The following is a 26,949-nucleotide window of genomic DNA, read 5'->3' as shown; positions in this document are numbered from 1 at the left end:
GCAGGCCGGCCAAGGGGATACCTGCTCGGCCATGGGGTGCGTGGTCGTTGATCAGGTCTGGTAGCGGCTCCAGCGCATCCTCGAACGCGGAGATCAAGGGGTGGACGCGAGTACGGCGTGCCGGGCCGGAACCCGGCACACCACTGGTCGCGCCCGTCCCTTCTACTGCTTGCGGGTGCTGTAGGAGCGCGCGCCGGTCCCGGCCAGCGCGCCGCCCTCGACGATGAGGTACTCCTCGCGGATCGGCGTGCCGTCCAGCCACGCCTCCAGGATCTCGCGGGTGCCGGCGGCGTAGCGGGCCTGGGCGGACAGCGAGGAGCCGGAGATGTGCGGGGTCATGCCGTGGTGCGGCATGGTGCGCCAGGGGTGGTCGGCCGACGCGGGCTGGGGGTACCAGACGTCGCCGGCGTATCCGGCGAGCTGCCCGCTCTCCAGCGCTCGGACGATCGCGTCGCGGTCGGCGATCTTGGCGCGGGCGGTGTTGATCAGGTACGCGCCTCGCTTCATCGTGGCGATCAGCTCGTCACCGAACAGGCCCTCGGTCTGCGGGTGCAGCGGGGCGTTGATGGTCACCACGTCGCAGAACGGGACCATGGCGGCGGCGTCGGGGTGGAAGGTGAGCCCGAGCTCCTCCTCGACCTCGTGCGGCAGGCGGTGCCGGTCGGTGTAGTGCAGGTGCACGTCGAACGGCTTGAGGCGGCGCAGCACGGCCGTGCCGATCCGGCCGGCGGCCACGGTGCCGACGTGCATGCCCTCCAGGTCGTAAGAGCGGGCGACGCAGTCGGCGATGTTCCAGCCGCCCTCCAGCACCGTCCGGTGGGCGGGCAGGTAGTCGCGTACGAGAGAAAGGATCATCATCACCACGTGCTCGGCGACGCTGATGCTGTTGCAGTAGGTGACCTCGGCGACGGTGACGCCGCGGGCGATGGCGGCGTCGAGGTCGACGTGGTCGGAGCCGATGCCGGCGGTGACGGCCAGCTTCAGCTTGGGGGCGCGGGCGATGCGCTCGGCGGTCAGGTACGCGGGCCAGAACGGCTGCGAGATGACCACGTCCGCGTCGGCCAGCTCGCGGTCGAACTCCGAGCCGTCGCCGTCCTTGTCGGAGGTGACCACCAGCGTGTGACCGCGCTCCTCCAGGAAACGGCGCAGCCCCAGCTCGCCGGAGACGCTGCCGAGCAGGTGACCCGGGGTGAAGTCGACGGCCTTCGGGCTGGGCAGCGTCTGGCCGCCCGGGTAGCCGGCCAGCTCAGGCAGGCCGTCGCGGGCGTAGCCGGCCGGATGGCCGTCGATCGGGTCGTCGTAGAGAACGCACAACACTTTGGCCATGGTTTCTGCTCCTTGCCTGTCGGGGTGATCTCACTGTCCGACGAGGTGTCTTCGCAGGTCAAAGCGTTTGTGTCTATCGGGTGATAGGCGCCGTCTATGCCAGGTGGTCGTGGGCGAGCCGGTCGAACACCTCGCGCAGATCGAGGTCCCGGGCGATGTCCAGCACCGCCCTGGCCATCACCGACTCGGGGCCCGTACCGGACACCACCAGGCCGACGCGGGGTTCGCGCGCGGGCCGCTCCAGCCGGACGACGCGCATGCCTTCCGGCACACCGAACATGTGCAGCCAGGCGTGCGCGATCACGCTGGACCAGCGGTGCGTGGCCACGTGCGCGAACAGGGCGGAGACGGTGTCGGTCTCGATCGCCGGGACGGCCACCGCGCCGGCCTGGCGGAAGTTGGCGTCCAGGATGCGGCGGTTGCGCATCTCGGGGGCGAGCAGGCACAGCGGCAGCGCGGCGACCTCGGCCCAGCGCGCGACCCGCCGGTCGGCCAGCTCGCCGTCGGACGGGGTGAGCAGCAGGTAGCGCTCCTCGTACAGCGGGCTGGTGCGCACCTCGCCGAAATCCTCCTCCTCGTCGTCGAGGTACGTCATCGCCATGTCGATCTCGAAGTCCGCCAGTCGCCGCGCGATCTCCCGGGACGACAGCGAGGTGAGCAGCACCCGTACGTGCGGATAGCGCTCGCAGAACGGCGTGGTCAGCAACGAGGCGGCGGTCAGCGCGGTCGGGATCGCCCCCATGCGCAGGGTCCCTGACAGCCCTTCTCGCATCCGGGACAGGTCCTGGCGCAGCCCGTCGGCGTCGGCGAGGATGCGGTGCGCCCACAGCACCACCCGCTCGCCCTCGGGCGTCAGCCCGGCGAAACGTTGCCCGCGCCGCACCAGCGGCACGTCGAGCTCGCGTTCCAGCTTGCGGATGGCCGCGGACAGCGACGGCTGGGAGACGTGGCAGGCCGCGGCGGCGCGGGCGAAATGCCGCTCCCTGGCCAGAGCGACGAGGTACTCCAACTGGCGCAACAGCACGTCACAGGATGTCGCGTATGCACCTCTTCCGTCCACCCTCCGAGAGCCCGGCGAGCGGCTCCGCTTCCCTGCCCTGGTCGCGCAGGAGCACCGCGCCGACATGCGCGATGCTCCCCTGGGCGTCGTTCCGCTGAGGTCGACAGGCCGGGAGGCCGGCGCCGGCTGTATGCGCGGGCCCCGCTCGCGTGCACCGCTTGCGGGAGCAGCGCGAAGGCGGCCGTCCTACCCGCACCGCGAATCACCGTGGTCGCCCCTTACCTCCGGGGGTCGATGTGGATCTTCGGCCCCGGCCCGGCATGGGCCGGGCGCTGCCCTGCCAGGATGCCTGCGGTCTCAGCGAGGCCGACGGTGGCCGCGACCAGCGGGCGGGCGTCGACCGAGCCGTCGGCGTAGGCGGCGATGGCTCCGGCCAGGCCCGCGGAGCCACCGAGGATGCCGATCGCGGCGACGTCCTTGAGCACCAGGTCGCGGGTGTCGAGCGTGGAGGGGGTGCCGGCCAGGCCGATGTACACCACGCGTCCGGCGGGTTCGACGAGGTCGAGCGCGAGGGCGGGCAGCTCGGGAGCGTTGGAGGCGTCGACGACGGCGTGCCACGGCAGGCGCGGCAGGGTGGCCCAGGTCCAGGCGTGGCCGAAGCCGAGGCGCCTGGCCAGGCCCAACCTGGGCTCGTCCTGGCCCATCAGATGGACCTCGGCTCCGGCGGCCCTCGCGAAGAGCGCTGTCAGCAGGCCGATCGTGCCCGTGCCCAGCACCAGCAGGCGCCCGCCCGAGGCGAGCCCGGTGCCACGGGCCGCCCGCAGGGCGTTGCCGCCGGGCTCGACCAGCGCGCCCAGCGTGGAGTCCACCGTGTGCGGCAGAGCATGCAGTGCCGTCACCTGGACGGCGAGTTGCTCGGCGAGCGCTCCCGGGCGGCCGCGGCTGATGCCGATCTCGACCATGTCGCCGCAGACGTGGTGACGGCCCGAGCGGCAGCGGTCGCAGTTCCGGCAGCTGAGCATGGTGTCGCCAGTGACGCGGCGGCCCAGCCATTCCTCCGGGACACCGTCGCCGAGTGCGGTGACGCGGCCGCACCACTCGTGGCCGGGCCGCAGCGGATACCACGAACGGCCCGTGCGCAGGTAGCTCATCTCGCCGGTGAACAGCTCCACGTCGGTGCCGCACACGCCGACGCGCTCGACGTCCACCACGACCTCGCCGGGCGCGGCGGTCGGCGGTTCGACCTCCTGAACCTCGGCCTTGCCGGGGCCGGTCAGGACCAGTGCGCGCATCTACCGGGCCCCGGTGACGTGCTGGCGCTGGGCGCCGCGGCCGTCGATGCCGAGCTCCATCACGTCGCCGGGCTGGAGCCAGGCGCCGCGCGGGATGCGCACGTCGTCGTACGGGCCGACGAGCGTGTTCGGCGACTTGGTGAACAGGATCGGCTCGTCCGGCACCGCCGGCACGCGATCGGACCCGCCGAGCCTGGACTCGTCGATCAGTTCGGCCATGTTCCGAAGGTTAGACCACCATTCCAGAAAACGGAAGTTGCCCTCATGAGGAGTTCCGCCGCGGCCGCCCATGGTCTAATCTTCCCCCAAGGTTTCAGTAGTCGAATTAAAGTTCCATTTATTGGAAGATTGGTGGGCTCATGGCGCGGAGCCGGAGCGCTCAGTGGTACGCGGGCAGCGACCGCAACGCCTACATCCATCGCGCGTGGATGCGGCGCGGGCTGCCGTCCGGCGCCTTCGACGGCCGGCCGCACATCGCGATCGCGAACACCGCCTCCGACCTCACTCCCTGCAACATGCATCTCGACGAGGTAGCCGAGCACGTCAAGCGCGGTGTGTGGGAGGCGGGCGGCGTCCCGCTGAACCTGCCGGTGGTCTCTCTCGGCGAGACGAACGTCCGCCCCACCGCGATGCTCTGGCGCAACCTGGCCGCGATGGCCATCGAGGAGATGCTGCGGGCCAATCCGATCGACGGCGTGGTCCTGCTCGGCGGCTGCGACAAGACCGTTCCCGCGCTGCTCATGGCCGCCGCCTCGGTCGATCTGCCCGCGGTCGTCGTTCCGGGTGGGCCGATGATCACCGGAACCTTCCGCGGCGCCGCGCTCGGCTGCGGGACCGACGTGTGGAAACTGAGCGAGGAAGTGCGCGCCGGGACGCTGAGCGCGGCCGAGTTCCTGCGCTCGGAGTCGTCGATGATCCGCAGCAAGGGCCACTGCAACACGATGGGCACCGCCTCCACCATGGGCCTGCTCGCCGAAGTGCTCGGCATGACCCTGCCCGGCCTGGCCGGCACCCCCGCCCCCGACAGCCGCCTGCTCGAAGGCGCCCACGAGACCGGCCGCCTGATCATCGAGATGATCTCCAGCGAGCGTCGCCCCTCGACCGTCATGACGCGCGGCTCGTTCCTCAACGCCATCATCGCCCTGGCCGCGCTCGGCGGCTCCACCAACGCCGTCCTGCACCTGCTGGCCATCGCCGGGCGGCTCGGCGTCGAGCTTACCCAGGACGACTTCGACCGCACCGGCTCCGGCGTCCCCTTGCTGGTGGACCTGCAGCCCGCCGGCCGCCACCTGATGGACGACCTCTACCGGGCCGGCGGCCTGCACGCCGTCCTCAACGAGATCGGCGACCTGCTCGACCCCACCGCAATCACCGTCACCGGCCGCCCCTTGGCCGATCACCTCGCCGACGCGAAAATCCACGATCGTGAGGTCATCCGGCCCCGGGACGAGCCTCTCCAGGACGACGCCGGGATCGCGATCCTGTACGGCAACCTCGCCCCCGACGGTGCCGTGATCAAACCCGCTGCCGCCTCGCCCCACCTGCTCCGGCATCGCGGGCCCGCCGTCGTGTTCGACTCCGTCGAGGACCTGCACGCTCGCCTCGACGACCCAGACCTGGAGGTCACCGCCGACTCGGTGCTGATCCTGCGTGGCTGCGGCCCCAAGGGCTACCCCGGCATGCCTGAGGTGTCCAACCTGCCGCTGCCGCCCAAGCTGCTCGCCCAGGGCGTGCGCGACATGGTGCGCATCTGCGACGGGCGGATGAGCGGCACCGCCTACGGCACCGTCGTCCTGCACGTCGCCCCCGAAGCCGCAGCGGGCGGACCCCTCGGGCTGGTGCGCACCGGCGACCTGGTGATCCTGGACGTCGAGAACCGCCGCCTCGACGTCGACCTCCCTGCCGAAGAACTTGCCGCCCGCCGGCCGTCCCCGGAGATGACCGAAGCGTTCGCCCGTCCCTCCCGCGGCTGGCAGCGCCTCTACGTCGAGACCGTGCAGCAGGCCGACACCGGCGCCGACCTCGACTTCCTCATCGGCTCCAGCGGCGACCACGTGCCGCGCGAATCCCACTGAAAGGACCCCTCATGCGCACCGCGCTCATCACCGGCGGCGTCAGCGGCCTGGGCAAGGCCGCCGCCATCCGCCTCGAAGCAGACGGCGTCAGGGTGATCACTCTGGACGTGGCCGACGGCGCCGACGTGGTCGTGGACGTCACCGACGCCGCCGCCGTCCAGGCCGCCGCCGAACAGGTGGGTCCGGTGGACATCCTGGTCAACTCCGCCGGGATCGTCGGCCCGAACGCCCCGCTGTGGGAGATCCCGCTGGATGGCTGGCGGCGCACCTTCGACGTCAACGTGGACGGCACCTTCCACACCTGCCGCGCGTTCGTGCCCGGCATGCGCGAACGCGGCTGGGGCCGCATCGTCAACCTCGCCAGCATGGCCGGAAAGGACGGCAACCCGAACATGGCGCCGTACTCCGCCTCCAAGGCCGCCGTCATCGCGCTCACCAAATCTCTCGGCAAGGAGCTGGCGACCAGCGGCGTGCTGGTCAACGCCATCACCCCCGCCGTGATCGAGACCCCGATGAACGCCGAGACCGGGCCCGAAGCCCTCGCCCACATCACCAGCCTCATCCCCATGCGCCGCGTCGGGAAGGCGGAAGAAGTGGCCGAGCTCATTGCTTGGCTGGCCTCCGACAAGGTCAGCTTCTCCACCGGCGCCGTCTACGACATCAGCGGCGGACGCGCCACCTACTGACGGCCGCGCCGCGGACCTCGACGCGTGTTTCGCAGCGAATCGATGCCGCCTCCGCGCAAGTTCCAGCGTGCCGGTCGGGTGGCCGGCCAGGACCACCTGGGCGGGTCTCGGCGGCCGAGGCCAGTGCGGAGGCCATGTCGTCGATCGCCTGCTGCCGCCGCGCCGTCGCGAGGCCGGTGACCAGGTCGGCCCGGTGAGCGGACTCCTGCGGCGAAGACCTCACCGCCGTCGCCGGAGACGGCCGGCCCCTCGCTGCCGGGCACCTCCACCATGGCCGTCATCGTGCCGGTGCGCAGGTCCACCACCGACACGTACGGCGCCTCCTTGTTGCTGGCGTAGCCGACGTTGCCGTCCGGGCTGATGACGAACCAGTGCGGCCCCTTGGCCCCGGTGCCGATACGGCCGATGGGCTCCAAAGATGACGACTATCCGGCAACACGTGATTCGCATTTCAGGGTTCTGCTGGTGGTCGAGCCCCCGAGCACCCATTTGCGGCCGCTGCGGCCGGCATACCGGCGTTACATTCTCGGAACACGACCCGGATATCCCGGCCGTGTACCGCCGGATGCTTGGCTTTCCGCAAAAACCCCGATCCAAGGGAGTCACATGATGATGGTCATCCGTCGGCCAGGTCTGCGCCGCACCGGAGTGGTCGGCCTCGCGGTCGCGACGGCGGCGATCGGTGCGGTCACCCTGGCCGGACCGGCGCACGCGGACTATTTCGTCGGGATGTTCCCGACGAAGGCCGCCTGCGAGCGGGAGCGGCCCAAGTACAAGTCGTCGTGGACCACGCCGAGGCCGTGCTACTTCTACACGGCCAACCCTCCGGCTCGCGGTTCTTGGGGGTTCTCCGTGGATGAGCGGTACTGAGCCACGCTCCCGGCTCATTGCGTCCCTTCGCGGTCGCGAAGGGACGCTGCGGGTCACAGCCGGATCAGGTCGGCGACCTGCTCGGGCAGGCCGGGTGACGTCATGACATGGCCCATCCCGGGCACGACGTGCAGTACCGCGCCCGGAATCGCGGCAGCCAGGGCCTCGCCGTGACCGAGCGGATAGATGGGATCCTGGTCGCCGTGCACGATCGAGGTCGGCGCGGTGATCGACGACAGCGGGGCGAGCAGGTCAGGGGCGTCCATCCACGCGGCCCGATGATGGTTGGCCGCGGCCGCCGGGTCGGTGGCCCGCGACAGCGCCAGCTCCAGCATCGCCCGGGCAGCCGGCTCGTCGAACGGCCGAACCGGCCCGTTGAAGACCCGGAACAAGGCCACGTCGGACTCCACACCCGGCGGCAGCCCGGCGGCCAGATGCTCGAGAAACGCCGGCGAAGGCGGCGGCAGATCATCCGGGTCGGCCGGCTCCCCGGCCCGCGCCCGTGCCCACGCCGGGCTCGGATCATGACCCATCGGCGAGCTGGACATCACCGTCAACGACCGGACCCGGTCCGGCGCGTGCACCCCCAGCCACTGCGCGATCATGCCGCCCAGGGAGGTCCCAGCCACATGAGCGGAGCCCAGCTCATAACCGTCCAGCACGGCCAGGCAGTCACGAGCCATGTCCCCGATCGTGTACGGATGAGCCTCGAAGTCGACAACGCTGGACCGGCCGGTATCCCGATGATCGAACCGGATCACCTGAACCCCACGCCCGACAAGCCGGCCGACCAGCGCATCAGGGCAGCTGACACCCTGAGCAGCCGACCCCATGACCATCAGAACGGCGGGAAGCCCAGGATCCCCGATCCGCTCCGTCCAAATCCGCAGCGGCCCGGAGGGCACGAATCGCTCGTGCGCATTCAACATGGAGGCACGGTAGCGGCTACCTGCTGCCGAACGCCGACATTTACCCATGGCCCGGCCGAGAACCGCGCGCCGCAACCGACAGAACTGCTACTGCGCTACATCGCCGTAATGACCCGCACGTGCCGGCGGACGGTGGCGCCGAGCCGGGCGCCGGCACATGCTTACCTGACTACGAACAGCCCAGCGGCCAAGGGGTTCCGTGAAAAGGATCCAGGAACCCTGGGCAGGTGCCGGCGACGGTGTTGCGGCCCGCGTTCCCGCTTGCCGGCCAGCGTGCGCGGTAGGTGGAGATGTCCGACGGCGCCGTCCCGGACAGTGCCGCCTGTCGGGCCTGCAGCCGCTCGGCCTCCAGCATGCCGCCTGCCGGCCGAAGAATCGGTACGACCGGGACAACGTCTTCACCTTCAATCACAACATCCCGCCTGCAGATGATTCGACACAGAAAAGGGGGAACTTCTGCAGGTGTTTTGTGCCCGGCATAATTACCCTGACGCACTCGTAGATCGACGTCGCGTCGACCGGCCATGCGAAAGAATCTTCTTGTCGGTATGTGAATGATGTTGTACTCTCCATTAAAGATCAAATCGAATCGATCGATTGTGATGGAGTGGCCGTGGCAGTTCATGAGCCCCCGCAGCGCAAACGCCGGTTATCTCGACGCTTCTTCACCCGGGCCGTGGGCGCCAGCGCCCTGGCCGCCGCCACGTCCGTCGCCACTCAGGCACGACCCGCCTCGGCGCAGGCCATCTGCGAATACCTTTGCTGCCAATTGCTCTACTGCCCGACATTCCCTTACAGCACCTGCTCGAACAACGCGACCTACATCTGGGGCTGCTACTCGGGAGCGTCCTTCTGCCGATGCTGCGAGGCCCCCGGCAGGGCCTCCATCAGCTGCTATCCCTGAGCAACGGACGGACGACCCGGAGGCCCGAAATGTCGATCACCCCGACAAACCACGGCTACGCGTACATCTTCGAGAACGAGGGCGCGGTGAACGTGGCGGTCTGTTCCCGCATCGAGAACGAGAAGCCCGTCGGCGTCATCGCCATTCATTTCCGCACCAAACAGATCAAGGTCGATTCGACCATTCAACTGATCGGGGACAAGGGCGGCCGCTACTCGACCGCGCCCGTCGCCGTCTACGGGGAGGACCAGGTGATCCACCTCCGCATGGTGACCGCGGCCGAGGGGCTGACCGCGGCCGGGCTCCCGTCGTAGCCGGCCATGGGCGTACTGCCCGTCATCCTCAGCGCACTGCTCGCAGCGACCCTGCTCACCTCGGGGGCCGGCAAGATGGTCAGCCCGCGCGGCCTGGCCGCTGCCCTCGGTGAGCTGACCGGCTCGCGGCAGCCGCCCGTCGTCCTGATCAGAGCGGTCGCCGCCATGGAGATCGCTCTGGCGGCGCTGGCGGTATTCGCCCAGGAGCACCCGCTGACCTTGCTGGCCGCTGCCCTGCTGGGAGCCGGGTTCGCGCTGGTGGGGGTCGTGGGGCGGCTGCGGGCGAGTTCGCTGCCCTGCGGCTGCTTCGGCCGGAGCGGCTCCCGGTCGTTCGGCGGCTGGAACGTGCTGGCCGGCGCCGCGGTCCTGGCCTGGGCACTGGTGCCGGCGCTGCGCGAGACCGAGCACGACCAGGCCGTCCAGCTGCTCGCCCTGAACGTGGCGGTGGCCGTCCCCGTCTGGGCGAACCGGCGATACCTGACCGTCTTCGTCAGAGGAACCATCGCGCGCGAACGGACCGAAACATGATCACAGCACTGATTGTCACCCTGCTCGCGCTGCTCACCCTGGCGGTCGTGATCCTGTTCGCGATGTTGGGTGAGCTCAACGCGCGGGTCGCCCAGGCGCCTGTGGGCCAGGCGGGCCGCCCCGAGTCCGTCCAGCCGTTGCCGGAGGCAAAGCTCGGCGCGACGGTCATCGATTTCCCGGACGGGCTCGCCCGGCCGCCTGGTGTGCTCCTGGTGTTCAGCACGACCTGCGGGGCGTGCCAGGAGCTGGCTCCGAAGGCGCGGGGCTTCTTCGCCTCGGCGGGAGTGGACCTGGTCGGCATCGTGGTGTCGTGCGCGTCGGCCGAGTCGGGCCGGGAGTTCGTGGCGCGCTACGGGCTGGCCGACCTGCCCGGCTACGTGGACGTCTCGGGCCGGTTCAGCATGGCGGCGCTCGGCGTCGGCATGAGCCCGGCGGCGGTGGCGCTCTCGCCCGAGGGGGTCGTGCGGTCCGCTGTGGTGTTCAGCTCCTTCAACGCCCTGTCGAGCTGGATCGGCTCCCTCGGCGACACTTTCGACGCCGCGGACGGCGTGAGCGTCCTGCCGGGCAAGGATCTCGTCTGATGAACGTTCCCGTGATCGTGGCCCTGGCTTCGGCCGGCTTCGTCCTGCAGTACTGGAGCCCTTGAGGCCGTTCGATGGTCGGCGTCGCCGGTCCATTGTCCAGGCGGTCGCCTGGCGCAGCACGCCGCTTCATCGCGGGCTACTCCCTGGGGCTCGTGGCGGGCGGAGCGGTCATCGCCCTGCTGGCGGCCGTCGTCGCCGAAGCTCTGGGGAGCGCGCTCCCGCTCCGGTGGCGCGAGGTGGCGGCAGGCGCTCTGCTGCTCGGCGTGGGGGTTGCCGACGTCCTGAACCGCACCCCGCACGTGATGCGGCAGGTGCCCCAGGACTACGCGCGGGCGCTCGAACCCGGCTGGCGCGGCCTGCTCTGGGGGGTCGACCTCGGCCTGCTGTTCACCACGCAGAAGACCACGTCGCTCATCTGGGGCGCCCTGGTCGCCACCGTGCTGCTCAACCCCGCGGCGGCGCCGGTCTTCCTGGTCGGGATGGTGGTCGCGTCGGTGGTGGGGACGGCGATCGGGACGGCGCTCAACCACGTTCCCGGCCGGGCGTTCATGGGTGGCGAGCGCGTGTTCATCCGTACTGTTCGGGTTCTGAGTGGAGTAGTGCTGATATGCCTGGGTTTGCTCCAGATCGTGTAGTGGCCGGAGCCGCCTCGCGGTGCACCCCGGATCCGGACGGCGGCGTCGTCGTGGTGACCAGGTTCGACTGCGGCGGGCTGTGGCGGCTGCTCGCGTTCCGCATCGCGCACGCCTGGATCTCGGCGCGCATCACGCCGCGGCTCGAAGGGCTCGTCCTCATCGCCACCCGTACGGACGTCGCTGCACGGCGGGTGCTGAGCGTCAGCCTCTTCCACAACCTCGACCAGGTCTACCAGATGGGCACCATCCCGGCGCACATCAAGGCCGCCCGCGTCACCCGCCGGTTCGGCGTGCGGACCCGCGGCGCCATCTTCGCCAACGTCGGGGACTGGCGGACGGTGCTGTTCGACGCGATGGCAGGGGAGCCGGTCATCGACTGACGTACTCCAGGTCGATGGAGTCCGTATGGGAGCTCCACGCCAGGTCCAGGCGCCAGCAGCCGGGGCTGGGCAGGTCGACGGACGAGGGCCCGGGGCCGCCCTGGACGGTGATCCGCGTCGGCGTGCCGGTGCCGTTCAGCCGGGCCTCGATCCGCAACGGGTCGGAAGGAACCAGCGGCGCTTTCGAACGCCACAGGATTTTGTTGCCCCGGTCCGGTTTCGGCGGGCTGTAGAGCGGATAACCGAAGAGGACGGCGACCATGTCGCCGCGCCTGCTGGCGGCGTAGTGTATTTCCGCGCCGGGCGTGAAACCGGTTCGTGCCCAAGAAGGTGGCTCGTCCTTGACGACCTGGAACTTGCACGGCCTCGTCGTGGCGGGATTTCCGGACGCCTGATGTGGCCGGCCCTGGGCGGGAGTGGCCTCATTCGTGCAGGCGGCTGACACCAGCAGAATTGCAGCCACCATGACGTGGCGCGACCATATCAAGCCGGCCTCCAAAAGCGAGACGGAAAACGAAGTCACACCTAACGTACTCGTGCCGGGCAGGCCGGGGAATCGGCTCCACCAGAACCTGGGCACCCTCGGCACCTAGGTTCAGCCCGGCACCGAAGCCGTCGCCGCCACGCTCTCCGAGCCCGGCCCCGGCCACCGAGACCACTGCCCCGGCCCGGGTGCTCTGCCGGCGCGCCAGTAGCTTCACCGTCTTTCCGCGAGGAAAGGCCCACGGCAACCCCCTCATGACTTCTCCACCCCATGAACGGGACGACTGGCCACGCCTCCTAAGTATGACGAGATTCGCACTGCGAAAGGCACTGAACGCCCTTCAGCAGGCCCTACAGGCGCAGCGACAAGCCCACCTATTGCGAGCATCAGCACCTGTGCTAGATCGCCTCAAGGTTCCCTTTAGCTTGCGCCGGAAGGCTGCAACTTGGCCGACGCAGGAGGGGCCAGTTCGGTCGGAGCCGTCTGCTCGGCGGCTTACACCGGGCTACGGGGATGAAGGAGTAGGCGGTTGCGGAGGCTATTGCTCATCGACAAGGACGTCCGGCTCGCCGTGGCGCTGAGCAGTGCGCTGCGGCGGGTCGGGTACCAGGTGCGGCACGTCCAGACCGCGGCCGCCGCTTCCATGGATTCCGGGTGGGATCTGGTCGTCATGGACCCGCACGCGGATGGTGACGGTTTTGGCGTGTGCCGAGAGCTGCGCAGATCGAGCACGGTCGGAATCGTGATGCTGTCGGCCCACTGCACCGAGGAGGACCGGGTCAGGGCCTTGCGCAGTGGTGCCGACGACTACGTCACCAAGCCGTTCAGCTTCGCCGAGCTTCATGCCCGCCTGGAGGCCGTGCTGCGCCGGATCCGCCAGGCCACGCCGGAGATTCTTGACGTGGGACCGTTACGAGTCGACATCGGCCGGCACCAGGCGTCCGTGGGCGCCGCCCCGGTGGAACTGACCCGCAAGGAATTCGAGGTGCTGGCCATCCTGGCACGCAGGCCCGGAACGGTGGTCAAGCGGGAGGAGTTCGTCTCAGAGGTCTGGCCGACGCTGAATGGCAACGGCTCACGCACGTTGGACGTTCACATCGCCACGCTTCGCGCGAAGATCAAGGATGCCGTGCGGGTGGAGGTGGTCAGGGGTGTCGGCTATCGGATGGTTGCCCCGAATCAGGACGAGACGGAACCGGAGTCCTGCTGGCGTTTGGTGGTGATCTCTCCACGGTTCGCGGACGCGGTGCTTGGAGCGGCAGGCCTGATCCACCGGTACGCCGGCACGGTCGCTGTTGTCACGGTGTGCGGAGGGATGCCCGAAGAGCAGATGCCGCCGACGGACCGGGACCGGCTGTGCGGGTTCACCAGCGCTGCGGAGGCGGCTCGGGTACGAGCCGGTGAGGATGTCGCGGCATGCGCCATCCTGAATGCCGACACGATCCACCTGCCTCACCTGGAGGATCCTCGCGCAGGTGATGAGCTTGACACTCTGCGTGAGTTCCTCGCCGGCTTACCTCCCGCAACGGCGGTGATCGCACCGGCCGGCATGACAGATGATCCCGGCTGCCACCGGGTGCGTGACGCTACGTGGCAGATCCTGCGCTCAGCCCGGGAGCGCAAGATCGGTTTCTATGCGGACGCGCCGGCCTCTACCGGCCGGTCCAGGCCGGTTCCGTTACGGCAGGCGTTGCCGGCCCATGCGGCGGCGGCAGGAGCTGAGCAGCGACTCCGGCTGGACGGGAGCGAGTGGCGCACCAAACGACGCGCCGTGTGCTCCTATGCGTCCCAGCTCGGGTTGCTCGCCGGCCGGATGCCTCGCATGCTGGCACACCCCGGTCCGCTGCAGCGTGAATCGATCTGGTGGATCGGAGGCCCTCATGAACTGGCCTAGTACGCAGCCTGCGGTGACCTCGATCAGGTACGCCGGCGGACGCAGAATCCGGCTGCCCTGGCCCTCCCTCCCGAAGGGTCCGTCCGATGAGAGGGGAATCGCCACGCTCGGCCGGAACCTGCTTGGCTGCGCGCCGAATAGAACCCATTTCCGGCTGCTCACCGGCTTTGGTGACACCACGCAACGGAGGGGCACGACACATCTGGTCCGGGCGGTTCCGTCCGGCGGCGCCTATTATCCCAGCGAGCTGTACGTGAGCTGGCCTGGCTCGGCGGACTTGCCGGCCGGGCTGTATCACTACGATGCCGTCCACCACGAGCTGGTGGAAGTGGCCGGCGCAGCGCCCTTGCCCGGCGGGAAACCCAGCTACCTGCTTGCGTGCCGGGTATGGAAGAACTCGGCGAAGTACGGGCCCGTGGGCTACCGGCTGGGTTGCCTGGACCTCGGTGCGCTCACCGGCCAGCTACTCGCCTTGGACGCCGCCGGCGACACGGTGAACTTCTTCTTCGACCAGGATGCGATCGACAGCGCTCTCGGCTTGGACTCCACGGTGCTCTCTGTGTACGCCATCCTTTCCGAGCCGCCCGATGGACGTGACTGGACCCGATGGATGGAGAACCGTGCGTGGGCAAGGCCCTGCCCGGCCGATCGCCTCCACGCCGATCAAGAGCTAGCCCGCCTCGCGGATCCGAAGGTACGGGAACTGCATCAGCTGGCGGGAATCGCCGAGCACTCCGGCCCCCTCCCGCCGGCCCAGAACGCTGTGCCTACGCAGGCGGCCGTCGCCCTGCCCGATGCGCCCCCGGTCGACGTGCTGGCCGAGGCATTTCACCGGCGCTCGGCAACCGCCTTCGTCCCTTGTCCCATCCGGCCGGACCAACTCGCCGCGGTGCTGGCACAGGCGGCCGCGGACATCCCGACGGATGTCATGGCCGCGACCGGTGAGGAGGCGGCACTCTCGCTCTACTGCGTGGTGAACAGAGTGACCGGGCTCGAGCCTGGCGCCTATCGCTACGATCCAGCGACGCACATTCTGATGCCTTGCGCCACCGTGGACGCGCCTGAGCGGCTTGCTGCGGCCATGTATGACCCGACGGAGCTCACGCCGATCGGCGCGGTTCACGTGTTCGTGGCAGGGCCGTTGGAAGGCGAGGCCAGATCGGTCGGGCCTCGCTGGTACCGAGTGCTCCACCTCCTGGCGGGTGTGATCGTCCAGCGCCTCTGCCTGGCCGCGCATCCCGTCGGGCTCGGGGCGAGGCCGATCCTGGGCTTCGACGCCCCCGCCGTGGATGCCCTTCTGGCCATGCCGTCCGACCACAACTCGTTGGTGCAAGTCGTGCTCGGTACGGCCGGAACCGGCTCCGGATTCTTGGAGCTGGAGCTCTGGTGACCGAGCCGAGCATGCCGACCGGAACCCCCCCTTCCAGGAGAACCTCATGACGAATCCGAGACCACGGCTGCGCGACGACTGCTGGTACGTGCCTGTGGAGGACGGGCTCTACCTGCGTACGCATACACACAGCCTGCGGTTGCAGGGCGGCGGTCTTCACTCGCTGCTGGAACGCCTTGCGCCACTCCTGGACGGCACGCGGAGCGTCGCCGAGCTCGTGGCCGGGCTACCACCGCGACCGGCCCAAGTGGTGACACAACTGACGCAGGAACTGCTCCGCCATGGGCTGGCCCGCGACGCGGCCACCGAGCTGCCTCATGAGCTGGAGCCATGGGAAGTGCGCCGCTACGCGAAGGAGATCGCGTTCGCCGAGGGCATGGGCGGCTCGGGAGCCCATCGATTCGAGCGCTTCCGCCTCGGCAAGGTTCTCCTCGTCGGCGCCGGCGGCACGATGACCGCCCTGGTCCGGAGCATCCTTCGGATCGGGGTGCGACACCCCGCCGTCTGGACCACCTCAGAGGTCCCCACCGAGACGGATCTCTACCAGACCATCCTTGCCGAACGCCGGGAGGACGATCCCGCCCAGCAGTTGACGATGGTGTCGGAGCCGGATCCCGGCTCCGACCTGCATAGGTTCGAGGCGGAGTTCGCTGGTTACGATGCCATCCTCCATTGCAGCGACAGGCCGATGCTGGGCAGAGCAGCGATCATCGCCCGGGCGGCCCGGTCCGCCGGCATCCCGTCGTTGCACGCTCTGCCGATCGCGGGCGCAGCCTGGGTCGGGCCGTCCGGGCCTGATACCGCGGGCGGCTGCATGGAATGCGCCGTACGCCGCGCCCGGGGTGCCGTATCCCGCGATCATGCTGAATGGGCGGCGCTGGACCTCTCTGACCGGCCGGACGCGGCCGAGCCCTATCTGTCGGGACCGCTGATCGGCATGGTCGCCGCCACGCTCGCGATGGGCTATTTCCGGCTCGTCGTTGACACCGAGGAGACCGCCGCCCGGATCACAGTGATCGATCTGGCGACCGCAACCGCGCAGGAGCATCGGCTGTATCCGCATCCGTCCTGCCGAGCCTGTGCGCCCCCCGAGCTGCCGCCGGTGGCGGACCGGATATCTCACCTGTCGGTTCGCCCCGCTGTGACGGCGGAAGTGCTCTTCCGGCGCGCAGCGGACCTGCTGGACCGGCGGTTCGGACCCCTGATCGAGGTGGGCGAGGCTGATCGAACGCAGGTTCCGCTCGCCGCAGTGGCTGCGACGGTGGCTGATCCGGCTGCCCTGGCGTCTGGACCGCTGGTCGCCATCGCGGTCGCCCCGGATCGGGCCCGTGCACGTCAGCGCGCTCTGCTCGGGGGACTCGAACTCGCTGCGCGCTGTGAACCGCCGGCGTGCGACGAACCGATGGAGGTCGCCGGCGGGTTCACCTGGAACGAGGCGGTCGGGCGGGCCTTACTGCGATGCCACGGACGGCGGCCGCTGGGTGACTGGCTGCCTTTGGACGCCGGCACCGCCGTACCGATGGAGCGGCCCGAGGAGAAGGGCTGGCGAAGGATCGAGCCGGATGAACCTGATACCGCGACCCGAAATCTCCTGAATTCCGCCGAGCTGCTGGGGACTCCGCTGGAGGTGTGGCTGCGTGCTGGACCGATAGCGGAGATCGCGGTACGGGCCGTGAACGGAGAACACCTGGTTCGCGGTTGCGCGTTGACGGTGTCCGCCGCGCTGGAAGCCGGGGTAGAAGGCGCCATCGCTGCGATCGTCGGCCATCCGATCTCCGAGGTGGCGATCCCGCAGGACCTGGGTGACGACGAGTGGGACAGACGCCTGGAACCCCTGCTGCGGCGCCTGGCGGAGGGTGGCCGCCAGGTTCTGGTGACACCCGTCGACAGATGCCAGGAGATCAATGACGTGCTGCCGTTCCTGGCGGCGGTCGCAGTCGTCCCCGGTCCGAGGAGAGCTCGATGACTGCAGGTCAGCCGCCGGCCGCTCGATGCAACGGCCCCCTGGCCCAGGCCATCGGAGCCGCCACGCTCGGCGAGCCGCTCGAGACCGTTGTCGCGGACGAACCCGGCGACGGCCTCACCGCGGAGGACATCGCTTCAGCCGCCCGCCGCGGCCGGCCGGTGCTCGTGGTCCGCGCCGCTCTTGGACAGGTCACGATCGGCCCGCTCGTCACGCCGGGAGAACCAGGGTGCGACACCTGCCGCGGGCGTCGCGAGGAGACCGCTCTTGCCGCCGCGCCCGAAGGGCAGCGCGACCTGTGTGAGGCAGTGTCGTCCGGCGCGATCCGCCTGACCCCGCCGCCGTTGACCGCTTCGACGCTGGAGGCCATCGCCGCCCTTGTCGCCGGGGAATGCGCCGCGCTGCGTGACGGCGCCACGCCGCGTACCTCTCAGGCAGTGCTGGAGTTGGACACCCGTACCCTTGCGGTACGGCGGCGCCGCTTCCTGCCGGATCCCCTGTGCCCGGACTGCGGCAACCTTCCCGACAACACGCCCGCGGACGGGACGCTGGTCCTTCCGCCCTCCCCCAAGCCGTCACGGACTTCCTACCGGGTTCGCGATCTGGTCGCCGAACATGAACAGCTCCTGGACGTCTATGTCGACTCCAGGTACGGGCTGATCCCGAGAGTGCCGTCCGGCGAGGCCGGGCCCTTGGCGGTGGCACAAGCGGTCGCCGGCCGTCCGGGGTTCCCTTCCGCGGCCGACGGATACGGGAGAACATCGAGCCACACCGCCAGCGCGGTGGTCGCGATAGCGGAAGCGCTGGAGAGGATGGGGGGACTGAACCCGCGCTCCCGCAAGGTCAGTGTCCGCGCTTCGTTCGACGAACTCGGCCCGGAGCGAGCCCTGGACCCTGTGCGGCTGGGACTGCCGGACCGGCCGGTGGCGGACCCGTGCACGCCGGATTTCGCCTACCGGTCCGACCTGCGACTGGGCTGGGTCTACGCCTACTCCTTCGCGCGTGGAGGGCCCCTGTTGGTGCCTGCGAGCGTCGCCTATTACGGCGAAGGGTGCGAGCACATCGTGTTCGAATGCTCCAACGGTTGTGCGCTCGGGGGAAGCTTGGCAGAGGCCATCCTGCACGGCGTCTTCGAGGTCGCCGAGCGAGACGCCTTCCTGATCACCTGGTACGCCCGTCTTCCACTGCCCAGGGTCGATCCTCGTACCTCGGCCGATCCCGTCAACCGACTGCTGGTGAACCAGATAGAAAGCGACAGCGGGTGCCGGCTGCACGTCTTCGACGCCACGATGCCGGAAGGTCTGCCCGCCATGATGGTGGCGCTGGTCGACGAGGAAGACCGGCCAGGCGTGCCAAAGGCGTACTTCAGCGCGGGCGCGCATCTGGACCCGGAGCAGGCGCTGCGCGGTGGGTTGTCGGAACTGGCGAGCACCTACCGGGCGGCCGCGGAGGAACTGCGTAGAGACCCTGAACGTGCGGAGAAGATGGCGGCTGATCCCGAGTTGGTCCGGACGATGGAGGACCACGCGATCGCCTACGCCTCACCCCTGGCGTGGCCGCGTCTCGAGTTCCTGTTCACGGGCTCGGGCATGCGGCACATGGCAGAGGCCTTCCCGCTCGATGCCCGGCACAGGCCTGCCGACGATCTACGCACTGACCTTGACCAGGTAGTGGACCGTTACCTGGCAGAAGGACTCGATGTGCTGGTGGTGGATCAGACGTCAAGCGAGCATCGTGCCGCTGACCTCCACTGCGTCAAGGTCATCATTCCCGGAACGCTGCCGATGACCTTCGGCCACCGTCACCGGCGCGCCAACGGGCTGCCACGGTTGCGGACGGCTCCGGTACGGCTCGGCTACCGGAGCCAGCCGTTGCCCGAAGCCGAAATCAATGCCTACCCGCACCCTTTCCCCTGAGTGTTAAGCCAACGATAACCACAGTGGATCAGCGAAAGCGTAGTTCGTACGGTCATTTCATGATTCGTGGCCTTCGTCGGTCACGAACAGTCGGGAATGGAGAAGAGATCATGACCATGGCGACCACCGTGCTCGACGTGTCGGACCTTGCTCTGGACGTCATCCGGGTGATCGAGGCACCCACCGCCCTGGAGGCGAACGACATGGCTCAGGCCGGAAGAGGCGGCGGCTGCGGCGGCTGCCAGACCACATGCTGCGGGTGCGGCTGCATCGTCAGCTGCCGGTGCCGCTCGTGAGGTAGGGCACGAAGGCCGCCGGGCGCGAGCCGCACAAGATGCGGCTCGCGCCCGGCTACCACCCGAGGCATCCGGCGATAGGAGAACCAACGATGGCGGCACCGGACGGCAACGACATCGAACTCAGCGTGATCATCCCAACCCACCGCGACCCCGAATGTCTTGAACTCGTGCTCCGCTCCCTCACCCGCCAGACCCTGGCGCCCGAGCGGTTCGAGGTGATCGTGGTTCGGGACGGCGACCATCCAGGATATGAGACCGTCGTGGAGGCAGGCAAACCGCTGGACCTGCAGCTGATCACGCTGCCTGAGCGGCGAGGCCGGTCCGCGGTCCGCAACCACGGCATCGCGCGTGCCCGCGGCCGGGTCATGCTGTTCCTGGACGCCGATTCCCACGCCTCACCGGAACTTCTCCAGCGTCATCTTGGCCATCACTCGGACGGCCCCCGGGTCGTGGTAGGCCGACGGTTGGAGATGGGTCCTCCGCAATTGCACGCCATCCTGCGCAGCGAGACGTCTGTGGACGATGTCGTGGACCCGCTCTGCGACGACACGCGCTTTCCCGGCGGCGACTCCCAGATCCCGATGGCGCTCCGGGTGCCTTGGATGATCGCCTGGGCCGCCAACGTGTCGGTCCCCCGAGCCCTGGTGGTGGCGGTCGACGGATTCGACGAGGCGTTCGGCACCACGTGGGGGTGGGAGGATCCTGAACTTTTCTACCGGATTTACGTGGAGCTGGACAGGGATGCGGAGGCTTTCACCTATGATCATGCGGCCCTCTGTCATCATTTGCCGCACTATCGGCGGCTAGGTGATTGGTACAGGGACTATGCGGACAACCTGTCCCGGGTTCAGCGCAAGCATCCGCACCTGGAATGGGAACTCACCGGATGGGGACCGGCCGCCGAAACCGCGCGCCTGCTCGGCCATTACCGAAAGGTGGTCACGCGGATCGCGGAGTCCGGTGCCGGCCGGACCGCGCCTGTGCTGCCCTGGATCAGCACCAGGCTCGAAGCCCTTGGCGCGACACGCGTGGTGTGGATGGGGAGCGGCACGGAGAACCTGCCGACCGGAGAGGGGACGGTGACGTTCGACTTCAGCCGTCCGCCATCAGCAACCAACTTCCATCTTCTCGGCGTCGCCATGCCGCTGGAGGACGCCGGCTTCGACGCGGTGGTGAACGTGGATGTCTGGCAGCATCTTGGCCGGCCGGAGTTCTACCACCTCGTGGACGAGTCTGTCCGGGTGGCGGGGACCTTGTTCCTGGTCATCGCCGATGCGCAGCCGGACGGCCGTGAGGCCGCCATGGAGAAGCTGGTCTTCCTCGCCCGCGGACTCGGCAACCACTTCCACACCGAACTGCTGGCTGGGGATGACGAACCGGGGCCCATGGCGCTGCGACTCCAGCCGGCAGTCGAGACGGCCGCCGGTGAAGCCGGATGGCGCTGATCGAGGCGCACGGCCTGACCAAGGTGTTCCGCCTCGCGGACAAATCTCCTGGCCTCACTGGTTCCCTGCGCCACCTGATCCGGCCGCGTTACCAGGAACATGCCGCGGTCAGGGACGTGGATCTGCGAATCGAGGCCGGCGAAGCGGTCGCCTACGTCGGGCCGAACGGGGCCGGGAAGTCGACGACCGTGAAGCTCCTCAGCGGCATCGTCGTTCCCACAGCGGGTGAGGTGCTGGTGGCCGGATGCGTACCACACCGGCAGCGGCGCGCCAACGCGCGCAGGATAGGGGTGCTCTTCGGACAGCGTTCGCAGTTGTGGTGGGACTTACCGGTTCGCGACTCCCTGGAGCTGCTGCGAGACATCTACGGCGTGCCTGAGCGGCTCTACCGCGCCCAGCTCGACAAATTCGATGCCTCATTCGCCCTCGGGGAACTCCTGCCGGTGATGGCACGCAAGCTCTCTCTCGGGCAGCGGATGCGCGCCGATCTCGCCGCGGCGTTGCTGCACGATCCGGCTGTGCTCTACCTGGACGAACCGACGATCGGTCTGGACATCACCGCGAAGGACCAGGTGCGCACCATGCTGAGGCGCCTGTGTGAGCAGGGTACGACCATCCTGCTCACCACCCACGACCTCGCCGACATCGAGGACTTGTGCCAGCGGATCGTCATCATCGATGCGGGCTCGATCGTCTTCGACGGGCCCATCGCCACGATCAAGGACTTGCTGGCCACGGACAGGACCGTTCATTTCGCACTCGCCGGCGCGGCGCCACCTGACCTCGTACGGTCGCTGCCGGGCGTCAGGGCGAGCCAAGGCGGCTCATCCCGCCACTTGTCGGTCACCTTCGACCGGCTGACGTTCACGGCCGGTCAGGTGACCAAGGCGGTGGCCGCGCAGGCGGACATCGTCGACATGTGGATCGACGAGCCCAGGATCGAGGACGTCGTACGCAGGATCTACGCACGCGATTACGAACTCCGATGAAGGGGTACGTGAGCCTCGCGCGCAACTCATGGAGATCGCTGCGCGTCTATCGGATGAACTTCCTGCTCATCCTGCTCGGAACCGTCGTGCAGGCAGTTGCGATGCTGGCGGTCTGGCAGGCGTTGCTGAGCGAGGCAAGCCCCTCCCGGCTCGCGGGTTTCACCTGGCATGAGATGAAGGGATACCTGTTGGTGGCATTCGCCGCCAACGCCTTGGTCTCGGGGTACACCGACCTGCTGCTGGCAGGCCGGGTGCTCTCCGGCATGGTCGCGCTCGACCTGACCAAGCCGGTGGACTTCCAGCTGGCGCGCTGGGCCGAGACCCTCGGTTTCCTGGGCGTGGAACTCCTGGCGGTCGGTTCCATCGGCGTGATGATGATCTCCGTGGTCGCCCCGGTGCCCCTGCCGACCGGCTGGCAGGGGCTGCTGTTCGTGGCCAGCCTGTGCGCGGTGGTGCCGCTCAAGTTCGGCATCGTCTATCTGACCGGCGTCGCCTGCTTCTGGACGCAGAACTACCAGGGTGTCAGCTGGGCCCGGGCAGGGATCGCCGGGGTTCTGTCCGGATCGCTGATACCTGTCGAGCTCTATCCGGCCTGGTTGCAATCTCTGTGCCAGATGTCCCCCTTTCCGAGCATGGTCTCCACACCCGCACTGATTTTCGTCGGCCGGGTCAGGGATGGGGAGGCGGCTCTCCTGTTCTGCTGGCAGGTCGTCTGGATCGCCGCCTTGTGGCTCATCGGACGGGTGGCCTGGTCACGGGGGCTGCGGCAGATCACGGTTCATGGGGGATGAGATGAGGTCGACGCGCCGGCTGCTGTGGCTGTACAGGCGATGTTTGGGGGTGCACCTGCGAGCCGTCCTCGAGTACAGGACTGACGCGATCTTGCTGGCCGCCGCGGCCGTCCTCACCCAGCTTGCCGGTTTGATCTTTCTGCTCACCGTGTTCTCGCACCTTCCCGTGCTGGCCGGATGGAAGCAATGGGAGGTCGTCTGCGTCTATGCCATGGTGATCAGCGCCGAAGGTGTCTGTTCCCTGTTGTTCGAGGGAACATGGCACTTGGCTTCGATGATCAACGGTGGTGAGCTCGACTACTTGCTGGTGCGGCCGATGCCTGTCGTCCTTCAGGTGATGAGTTCCGCCGTGGGGATGAACGGGCTCGGTAACCTCACGATGGGCGTTGTCCTGCTGAGTGCCGGCCTGGCCCATGTGGACACCAACTGGACAGGTCTTACGGTCATATGGGCGCTGATCCTCTTCGTGAGCGCCATTCTGGTCAGGCTGGGCATCAATCTGGCTGCCGGCGCAGCCTCCTTCTGGCTGTTGAGCCCATCGAGCGCCTTGGCCTATGCGACGCAGGCGCTCGGTGACCTTGCCCGCTATCCGATCAGCGTCTACGGACCCGACCTGCGCATCGTCTTGACGATCGTGCCGGTCGCATTCGTGGGGTTCTTTCCAGCCGCTCACCTTTTCGACCGAGGGCCGCACGGATGGCTGGGCGCGCTGACGCCGGTGGTGGCGATGGCCTGCTTGCTGATCGGCGGGCTGGCGTTCAGGGCAGGCGTGAGACGGTACGAGAGCACCGGGCACTGATCCTGTGAGCGAACCTGCCCGGTGAGCCGGACATACCGCCGCCATACCCGCGCTCGCTAACCTCGCCCTTGCTCCCCGAAGTCGTCGGGATAGCAAAGGGGAAACGCGGATGGAGTTCGTCATTCTGGGTGGTGTCGAAGCCCGGGTAGGGGGCAGACGCGTCGACCTCCACGCCAGGCAGCGGGGCGTGCTGGCGATTCTTCTCGTGGAGGCCGGCCGGAGGGTGACGGTGGACGATCTGGTCGACCGTCTCTGGGACGGTGCACCCCCACGAGCCTCCCGGGAGACCATCTACACCTATCTCTCCCGTTTACGTCACCTGTTGGGCGGTGTCCCCATCGTCCGTACAGGTGGCGGGTATGTGCTCGACATCGAGCCGACAGCGGTGGACATGCACCGGTTTCAGCACCTGGTGTCCGAGGCCAGAGCTGCGGACGACGCGGGGGCGTCCATCGGGCTGTGGAACCGGGCGCTGGCGCTGTGGCGCGGCGAGCCTTTCAAGGACCTGGATCTGCCGTGGCTGAACGGGGTCAGAGACACACTCGTCAACCAGCACCTGTCCGCGTTCCTCGATCGCAACGACCTGTGGCTGCGCCGCGGCGACCATGATCGTCTCCTGCCCGAGCTGGCGACCGCGGCAGCCGCACACCCGCTGAACGAACGGCTGGCCGGGCAGTTGATGCTGGCTCTCTACCGGTCCGGTCGGCAGGCAGATGCCCTTGCGCACTACACCCGATTACGCCAACGACTGGTCGAACAGCTCGGGTGCGATCCCAGCCCTGCTCTGCAGCACCTGCATCGCCGCCTGCTCGGCGCCGACAGCAGCCTTGCGCCGCCGGACGAGGCGATGTCGCCGCAGATGCTGTCGTCGGGCACGCACGTAGTGCCGGCGAACCTGCCCCTTGACCCGCCCGGATTCGTGGGTCGTCGCAACGAAATGGACCTGCTGGACCGGCTGCTCGCTGTACAGGCTCCGGTTGTCGCAGTGTCCGGCTCTGGCGGGGTGGGAAAGACGACGCTTGCCGTCCACTGGGCGCATCAGAATCGCGACGCTTTCCCCGATGGGCAGCTCTACCTGGACCTGCGTGGTTTCGATCCGGCGAGTCCGGCGCTCGATCCGTCGCAAGCCCTTCAGGCCCTGCTCGAGCTGCTGGGTGTTCCGGCCGAGCGGATCCCGACGAGCGTGGAGGCCCGGATGGGCCATTACCGTAGCAGGCTGGCCGGCAAGCGAGTGCTGGTGCTGCTGGACAACGCCCGCGACGCTGCTCAGGTGCGGCCGCTGTTGCCGAGCCGGTCAGGCAGCATGGCAGTGGTGACCAGCCGCAGCACCCTGACCGGATTGATCGTCGCCGAGGGAGCCCGGCCCGTGTCGCTGGATGTGCTCGATGAGGATGAGGCGCGCCAATTGCTGGCCGCCCGGCTCGGTGCCGAACGCCTTTCGAGCGAACCGAGGGCCGTGACGGAGATCCTGGCTGCCTGCGCGGGGCTGCCGTTGGCGTTGGCCATCGCGGCCGCCCGAGCCGCCACAAGTCCTGGGTTCCCCCTGCTCGCGATCGCCCGCGACCTGGCTGACACCCCGCGGCAGCTGGACACCCTGGCGACTCAGGACCTCACGACGGACATCCGCGCGGTCTTCTCCGCGTCCTACCAGGCGTTGCGCCCGCAGACAGCGCGACTGTTCCGAATCTTGGGACTGTGCCCAGGGCCGGACATCAGCCTGGACGCCGCAGCCTGCATGGCGGCAATGCCCGTGGAGCGCGTCGCCCGATTGTGCGCAGAATTGGCCGAAGCGCGGCTGCTCGCCGAGTCCGTACCGGGCCGGTACACCTTGCCTTACCTTGCCCGCTCCTATGCCGGTGAGCTGGCGCGGAGCGTGGATTCCGAGCCGGAGCTCCACGCAGTGAGAGCACGGATGATCGGCTACTACACCAGTATCGAGCACGGTGCCGCACCGCAGCATTCGGTGATGGCGGTCATCGGCACCGGATCAGCAACGCACCCGTTTCGCTGCGGTCAGTGATGACGGAGACGTGTGACCGCAGCGCACGCAGGAAGTACTCCAGGTCTCGATCGTCTGCGGCCGGGTCACCGTCGATCTCGATCCGGCGGTCGCCGGGTTGGGCCGTGCGGATGAGCAACAGCTCATCAGCGATCCGTAGGGCCTCGCTCACATGGGCGCAGAAGTCCTGCCAGTGGAGCAGACGCCAAAGATCCACATTGATGACGAGGTCGAAGGCCCGTTCGGGGTAACCCGTGGATAGACCGAGCACATGCTCATTCGACCGTGATGGCGGAGCGCCGTGGTCCACCGTGATCGTGCCTGATGGCAACGGAAGGTCGGCGGTCCCCAGCCCGGCGTACAGGACACGCGGGGTCGGCCAGGTGGACAGCAATTCTTCCACGCGGCGCCAGGTGGACTCGTCGGTGCGACCAGCCCCGGAGGCAGTGAATTGAGCCACTCGCTGCCGGTAGAGGCGGATCTGGTAGGCGGATATATCGGGCAGGTCGACACTCGGTTCAACCTCGAAATGAGCATGTTTCCGGCGAAAGTAGGGCTCGTTCCCCAGGAATTGGCCGATTTCCGAGCCCCGGTTGCGATAGTGCGGCAGATGGTACGCGACCATCGACTCGTCGTAGACGAAGGCATCTGGTAGACGGCCCATGCGCACATAGACGCGGTAGAACAGGTCGATGTCCTCCAGCCCCCACTGGAGACCGAACTGCTCGTCGAAACCTCCCACCGAGGTCACGAGCGCCCGCGGCACGGAGACGTTCGTGTACGCGTACAGCCAGGGGGTCTCCATGGCCAGCCGCACAGCCTCAGCCGGCAACCCGGCGGGGAACCTCATGTCGAAGCAGTGCCGGCCGCGTTCTTCCGCCGAGATCGCCTCGCCACGCATCAGTCGTCCAGCGAACCCCAGCGAGGTGATCTCGAGCCGAGAGCCCAGCGCCGCCCGTGGGCCGGGCGCGTCCTTGTGGAAGCGCCAGTGGCTTTCCAGCAGGCCAGGCTCTGCATAGCAGTCGCCGTCGAGGAAGAGCAGGACGTTGCCGTGAGCCAGGTTCACTGCATGGTTCCGGGTTGCGCTGCGACCCGCGCGGCCGGGAAGTGTCTCGAAGCGGAATCCGAGCTCCAAGGCCCTTTCGGCGGCCGCCTCGTAGGACACCTCACTGGGATCCTCCACCACCACGACCTCGAACGCTTCCTCGGGCAAGGTCTGGCGAGCGAGCGACTCCAAGACCGGTTCCAGGCAATGGGCCTGACGGTGCGTGGGGATCACAACGCTGAGATCGGGCCCGGGCCTCTGTCTCCCGTTCTGCATCACTTCGCCCACTCCTCGCATGCCGCCTCCTCGCGCCGTACGATGCGAGGCTGACCAACGCGGCTTGGGCAAGCCTTGGGCAAACCTAAACACCCTGGTCGGAGGGGTACGGCCGACATGGCCCGGGCGAGGGGAC

26 protein-coding genes are annotated in these 26,949 nt (G+C 68.5%); 18 read left to right on the top strand and 8 right to left on the bottom strand.

Going from position 1 to position 26,949, the window contains the following annotated elements; translation table 11 throughout:
• Window positions 1-162 precede the first annotated feature (162 nt).
• The 4 genes from AB0I79_RS45885 to AB0I79_RS45870 all read right to left on the bottom strand — a co-directional run bounded on the left by AB0I79_RS45885 (window position 163) and on the right by AB0I79_RS45870 (window position 3,909).
• Window positions 163-1,326 (bottom strand): NAD-dependent formate dehydrogenase, encoded by a 1,164-nt coding sequence (locus tag AB0I79_RS45885; protein ID WP_357887433.1) that lies wholly within the window; start codon window positions 1,324-1,326, stop codon window positions 163-165.
• Window positions 1,327-1,420: 94 nt separating this feature from the next.
• The gene (locus AB0I79_RS45880; protein ID WP_357887430.1) at window positions 1,421-2,350 is read right to left on the bottom strand and encodes a LysR family transcriptional regulator; all 930 of its coding nucleotides are present in this window, start codon (window positions 2,348-2,350) and stop codon (window positions 1,421-1,423) included.
• Window positions 2,351-2,604: 254 nt separating this feature from the next.
• On the bottom strand, window positions 2,605-3,618 hold the full coding sequence (locus AB0I79_RS45875; RefSeq protein ID WP_357887427.1) for an alcohol dehydrogenase catalytic domain-containing protein: 1,014 nt from the start codon (window positions 3,616-3,618) through the stop codon (window positions 2,605-2,607).
• On the bottom strand, window positions 3,619-3,909 hold the full coding sequence (locus tag AB0I79_RS45870; RefSeq protein WP_357887424.1) for a fumarylacetoacetate hydrolase family protein: 291 nt from the start codon (window positions 3,907-3,909) through the stop codon (window positions 3,619-3,621).
• A gap of 68 nt (window positions 3,910-3,977) precedes the next feature.
• Between AB0I79_RS45870 and AB0I79_RS45865 the strand changes: the two genes are divergently transcribed.
• Window positions 3,978-5,693: an IlvD/Edd family dehydratase gene (locus AB0I79_RS45865; RefSeq protein ID WP_357887421.1), complete on the top strand. Its 1,716-nt coding sequence runs from the start codon at window positions 3,978-3,980 to the stop codon at window positions 5,691-5,693.
• An 11-nt stretch (window positions 5,694-5,704) separates the two neighbouring features.
• Entirely contained in the window at window positions 5,705-6,379 is a 675-nt protein-coding gene (locus AB0I79_RS45860; RefSeq protein WP_357887418.1) for an SDR family NAD(P)-dependent oxidoreductase, read from the top strand.
• Here AB0I79_RS45860 and AB0I79_RS45855 read toward each other — a convergent pair.
• Complete coding sequence (locus tag AB0I79_RS45855; protein ID WP_357887415.1) at window positions 6,373-6,795, bottom strand: hypothetical protein; 423 nt, start codon at window positions 6,793-6,795, stop codon at window positions 6,373-6,375. The genes AB0I79_RS45860 and AB0I79_RS45855 overlap by 7 nt on opposite strands.
• A 190-nt stretch (window positions 6,796-6,985) precedes the next feature.
• Between AB0I79_RS45855 and AB0I79_RS45850 the strand changes: the two genes are divergently transcribed.
• The gene (locus tag AB0I79_RS45850; RefSeq protein ID WP_357887412.1) at window positions 6,986-7,249 is read left to right on the top strand and encodes a hypothetical protein; all 264 of its coding nucleotides are present in this window, start codon (window positions 6,986-6,988) and stop codon (window positions 7,247-7,249) included.
• Window positions 7,250-7,302: 53 nt separating this feature from the next.
• On the opposite strand, the gene AB0I79_RS45845 is transcribed toward AB0I79_RS45850, so the two are convergent.
• Window positions 7,303-8,178, bottom strand: a complete 876-nt coding sequence (locus AB0I79_RS45845) for an alpha/beta fold hydrolase (protein WP_357887409.1) — start codon at window positions 8,176-8,178, stop codon at window positions 7,303-7,305.
• A 933-nt stretch (window positions 8,179-9,111) separates the two neighbouring features.
• Here AB0I79_RS45845 and AB0I79_RS45840 point away from each other — a divergent pair.
• The 5 genes from AB0I79_RS45840 to AB0I79_RS45820 all read left to right on the top strand — a co-directional run bounded on the left by AB0I79_RS45840 (window position 9,112) and on the right by AB0I79_RS45820 (window position 11,523).
• Window positions 9,112-9,396, top strand: coding sequence for a hypothetical protein (locus AB0I79_RS45840; RefSeq protein WP_357887407.1), 285 nt, complete (start codon window positions 9,112-9,114; stop codon window positions 9,394-9,396).
• 6 nt (window positions 9,397-9,402) lie between these two features.
• Window positions 9,403-9,924, top strand: a complete 522-nt coding sequence (locus AB0I79_RS45835; protein ID WP_357887404.1) for a MauE/DoxX family redox-associated membrane protein — start codon at window positions 9,403-9,405, stop codon at window positions 9,922-9,924.
• The gene (locus AB0I79_RS45830) at window positions 9,921-10,505 is read left to right on the top strand and encodes a hypothetical protein (RefSeq protein ID WP_357887401.1); all 585 of its coding nucleotides are present in this window, start codon (window positions 9,921-9,923) and stop codon (window positions 10,503-10,505) included. The genes AB0I79_RS45835 and AB0I79_RS45830 overlap by 4 nt, the downstream gene beginning before the upstream one ends.
• A gap of 155 nt (window positions 10,506-10,660) precedes the next feature.
• A complete protein-coding gene (locus tag AB0I79_RS45825) occupies window positions 10,661-11,143 on the top strand; it encodes a hypothetical protein (RefSeq protein ID WP_357887399.1) in 483 nt (160 codons plus the stop codon).
• The gene (locus tag AB0I79_RS45820) at window positions 11,143-11,523 is read left to right on the top strand and encodes a hypothetical protein (RefSeq protein ID WP_357887396.1); all 381 of its coding nucleotides are present in this window, start codon (window positions 11,143-11,145) and stop codon (window positions 11,521-11,523) included. Before AB0I79_RS45825 ends, AB0I79_RS45820 begins: the two co-directional genes overlap by 1 nt.
• On the opposite strand, the gene AB0I79_RS45815 is transcribed toward AB0I79_RS45820, so the two are convergent.
• Window positions 11,513-11,785, bottom strand: coding sequence for a hypothetical protein (locus AB0I79_RS45815; RefSeq protein WP_357887393.1), 273 nt, complete (start codon window positions 11,783-11,785; stop codon window positions 11,513-11,515). The genes AB0I79_RS45820 and AB0I79_RS45815 overlap by 11 nt on opposite strands.
• 763 nt (window positions 11,786-12,548) lie before the next feature.
• Between AB0I79_RS45815 and AB0I79_RS45810 the strand changes: the two genes are divergently transcribed.
• The 10 genes from AB0I79_RS45810 to AB0I79_RS45765 all read left to right on the top strand — a co-directional run bounded on the left by AB0I79_RS45810 (window position 12,549) and on the right by AB0I79_RS45765 (window position 25,513).
• Window positions 12,549-13,901 carry a winged helix-turn-helix domain-containing protein gene (locus AB0I79_RS45810; RefSeq protein ID WP_357887391.1) on the top strand — a complete coding sequence of 451 codons (1,353 nt, stop codon included), beginning with the start codon at window positions 12,549-12,551 and terminating at the stop codon, window positions 13,899-13,901.
• A gap of 13 nt (window positions 13,902-13,914) precedes the next feature.
• Window positions 13,915-15,291, top strand: a complete 1,377-nt coding sequence (locus AB0I79_RS45805) for a nitroreductase family protein (RefSeq protein WP_357887388.1) — start codon at window positions 13,915-13,917, stop codon at window positions 15,289-15,291.
• A 46-nt stretch (window positions 15,292-15,337) separates the two neighbouring features.
• Complete coding sequence (locus tag AB0I79_RS45800) at window positions 15,338-17,257, top strand: TOMM precursor leader peptide-binding protein (protein ID WP_357887385.1); 1,920 nt, start codon at window positions 15,338-15,340, stop codon at window positions 17,255-17,257.
• Entirely contained in the window at window positions 17,254-19,170 is a 1,917-nt protein-coding gene (locus AB0I79_RS45795; RefSeq protein ID WP_357887382.1) for a TOMM precursor leader peptide-binding protein, read from the top strand. Before AB0I79_RS45800 ends, AB0I79_RS45795 begins: the two co-directional genes overlap by 4 nt.
• Window positions 19,171-19,280: 110 nt before the next feature.
• Window positions 19,281-19,466, top strand: coding sequence for a hypothetical protein (locus AB0I79_RS45790; RefSeq protein ID WP_357887379.1), 186 nt, complete (start codon window positions 19,281-19,283; stop codon window positions 19,464-19,466).
• 92 nt (window positions 19,467-19,558) lie between these two features.
• Window positions 19,559-20,914, top strand: a complete 1,356-nt coding sequence (locus AB0I79_RS45785; RefSeq protein ID WP_357887376.1) for a glycosyltransferase family 2 protein — start codon at window positions 19,559-19,561, stop codon at window positions 20,912-20,914.
• A complete protein-coding gene (locus tag AB0I79_RS45780; RefSeq protein WP_357887373.1) occupies window positions 20,905-21,903 on the top strand; it encodes an ATP-binding cassette domain-containing protein in 999 nt (332 codons plus the stop codon). Before AB0I79_RS45785 ends, AB0I79_RS45780 begins: the two co-directional genes overlap by 10 nt.
• Window positions 21,904-21,911: 8 nt before the next feature.
• The gene (locus tag AB0I79_RS45775) at window positions 21,912-22,694 is read left to right on the top strand and encodes an ABC-2 family transporter protein (protein WP_357887370.1); all 783 of its coding nucleotides are present in this window, start codon (window positions 21,912-21,914) and stop codon (window positions 22,692-22,694) included.
• A gap of 91 nt (window positions 22,695-22,785) precedes the next feature.
• Complete coding sequence (locus AB0I79_RS45770) at window positions 22,786-23,493, top strand: ABC-2 family transporter protein (protein ID WP_357887367.1); 708 nt, start codon at window positions 22,786-22,788, stop codon at window positions 23,491-23,493.
• Window positions 23,494-23,602: 109 nt separating this feature from the next.
• A complete protein-coding gene (locus AB0I79_RS45765) occupies window positions 23,603-25,513 on the top strand; it encodes an AfsR/SARP family transcriptional regulator (RefSeq protein WP_357887364.1) in 1,911 nt (636 codons plus the stop codon).
• Here AB0I79_RS45765 and AB0I79_RS45760 read toward each other — a convergent pair.
• Window positions 25,467-26,834: a glycosyltransferase gene (locus AB0I79_RS45760; protein WP_357887361.1), complete on the bottom strand. Its 1,368-nt coding sequence runs from the start codon at window positions 26,832-26,834 to the stop codon at window positions 25,467-25,469. The genes AB0I79_RS45765 and AB0I79_RS45760 overlap by 47 nt on opposite strands.
• Window positions 26,835-26,949: the final 115 nt, after the last annotated feature.

It is taken from the genome of Nonomuraea sp. NPDC050202 (assembly GCF_040656115.1).
In the GTDB taxonomy this organism is placed as follows: domain Bacteria; phylum Actinomycetota; class Actinomycetes; order Streptosporangiales; family Streptosporangiaceae; genus Nonomuraea.
Note: the sequence above shows the minus strand (reverse complement) of the source record. Positions and strands in the feature narration are given on the sequence as shown.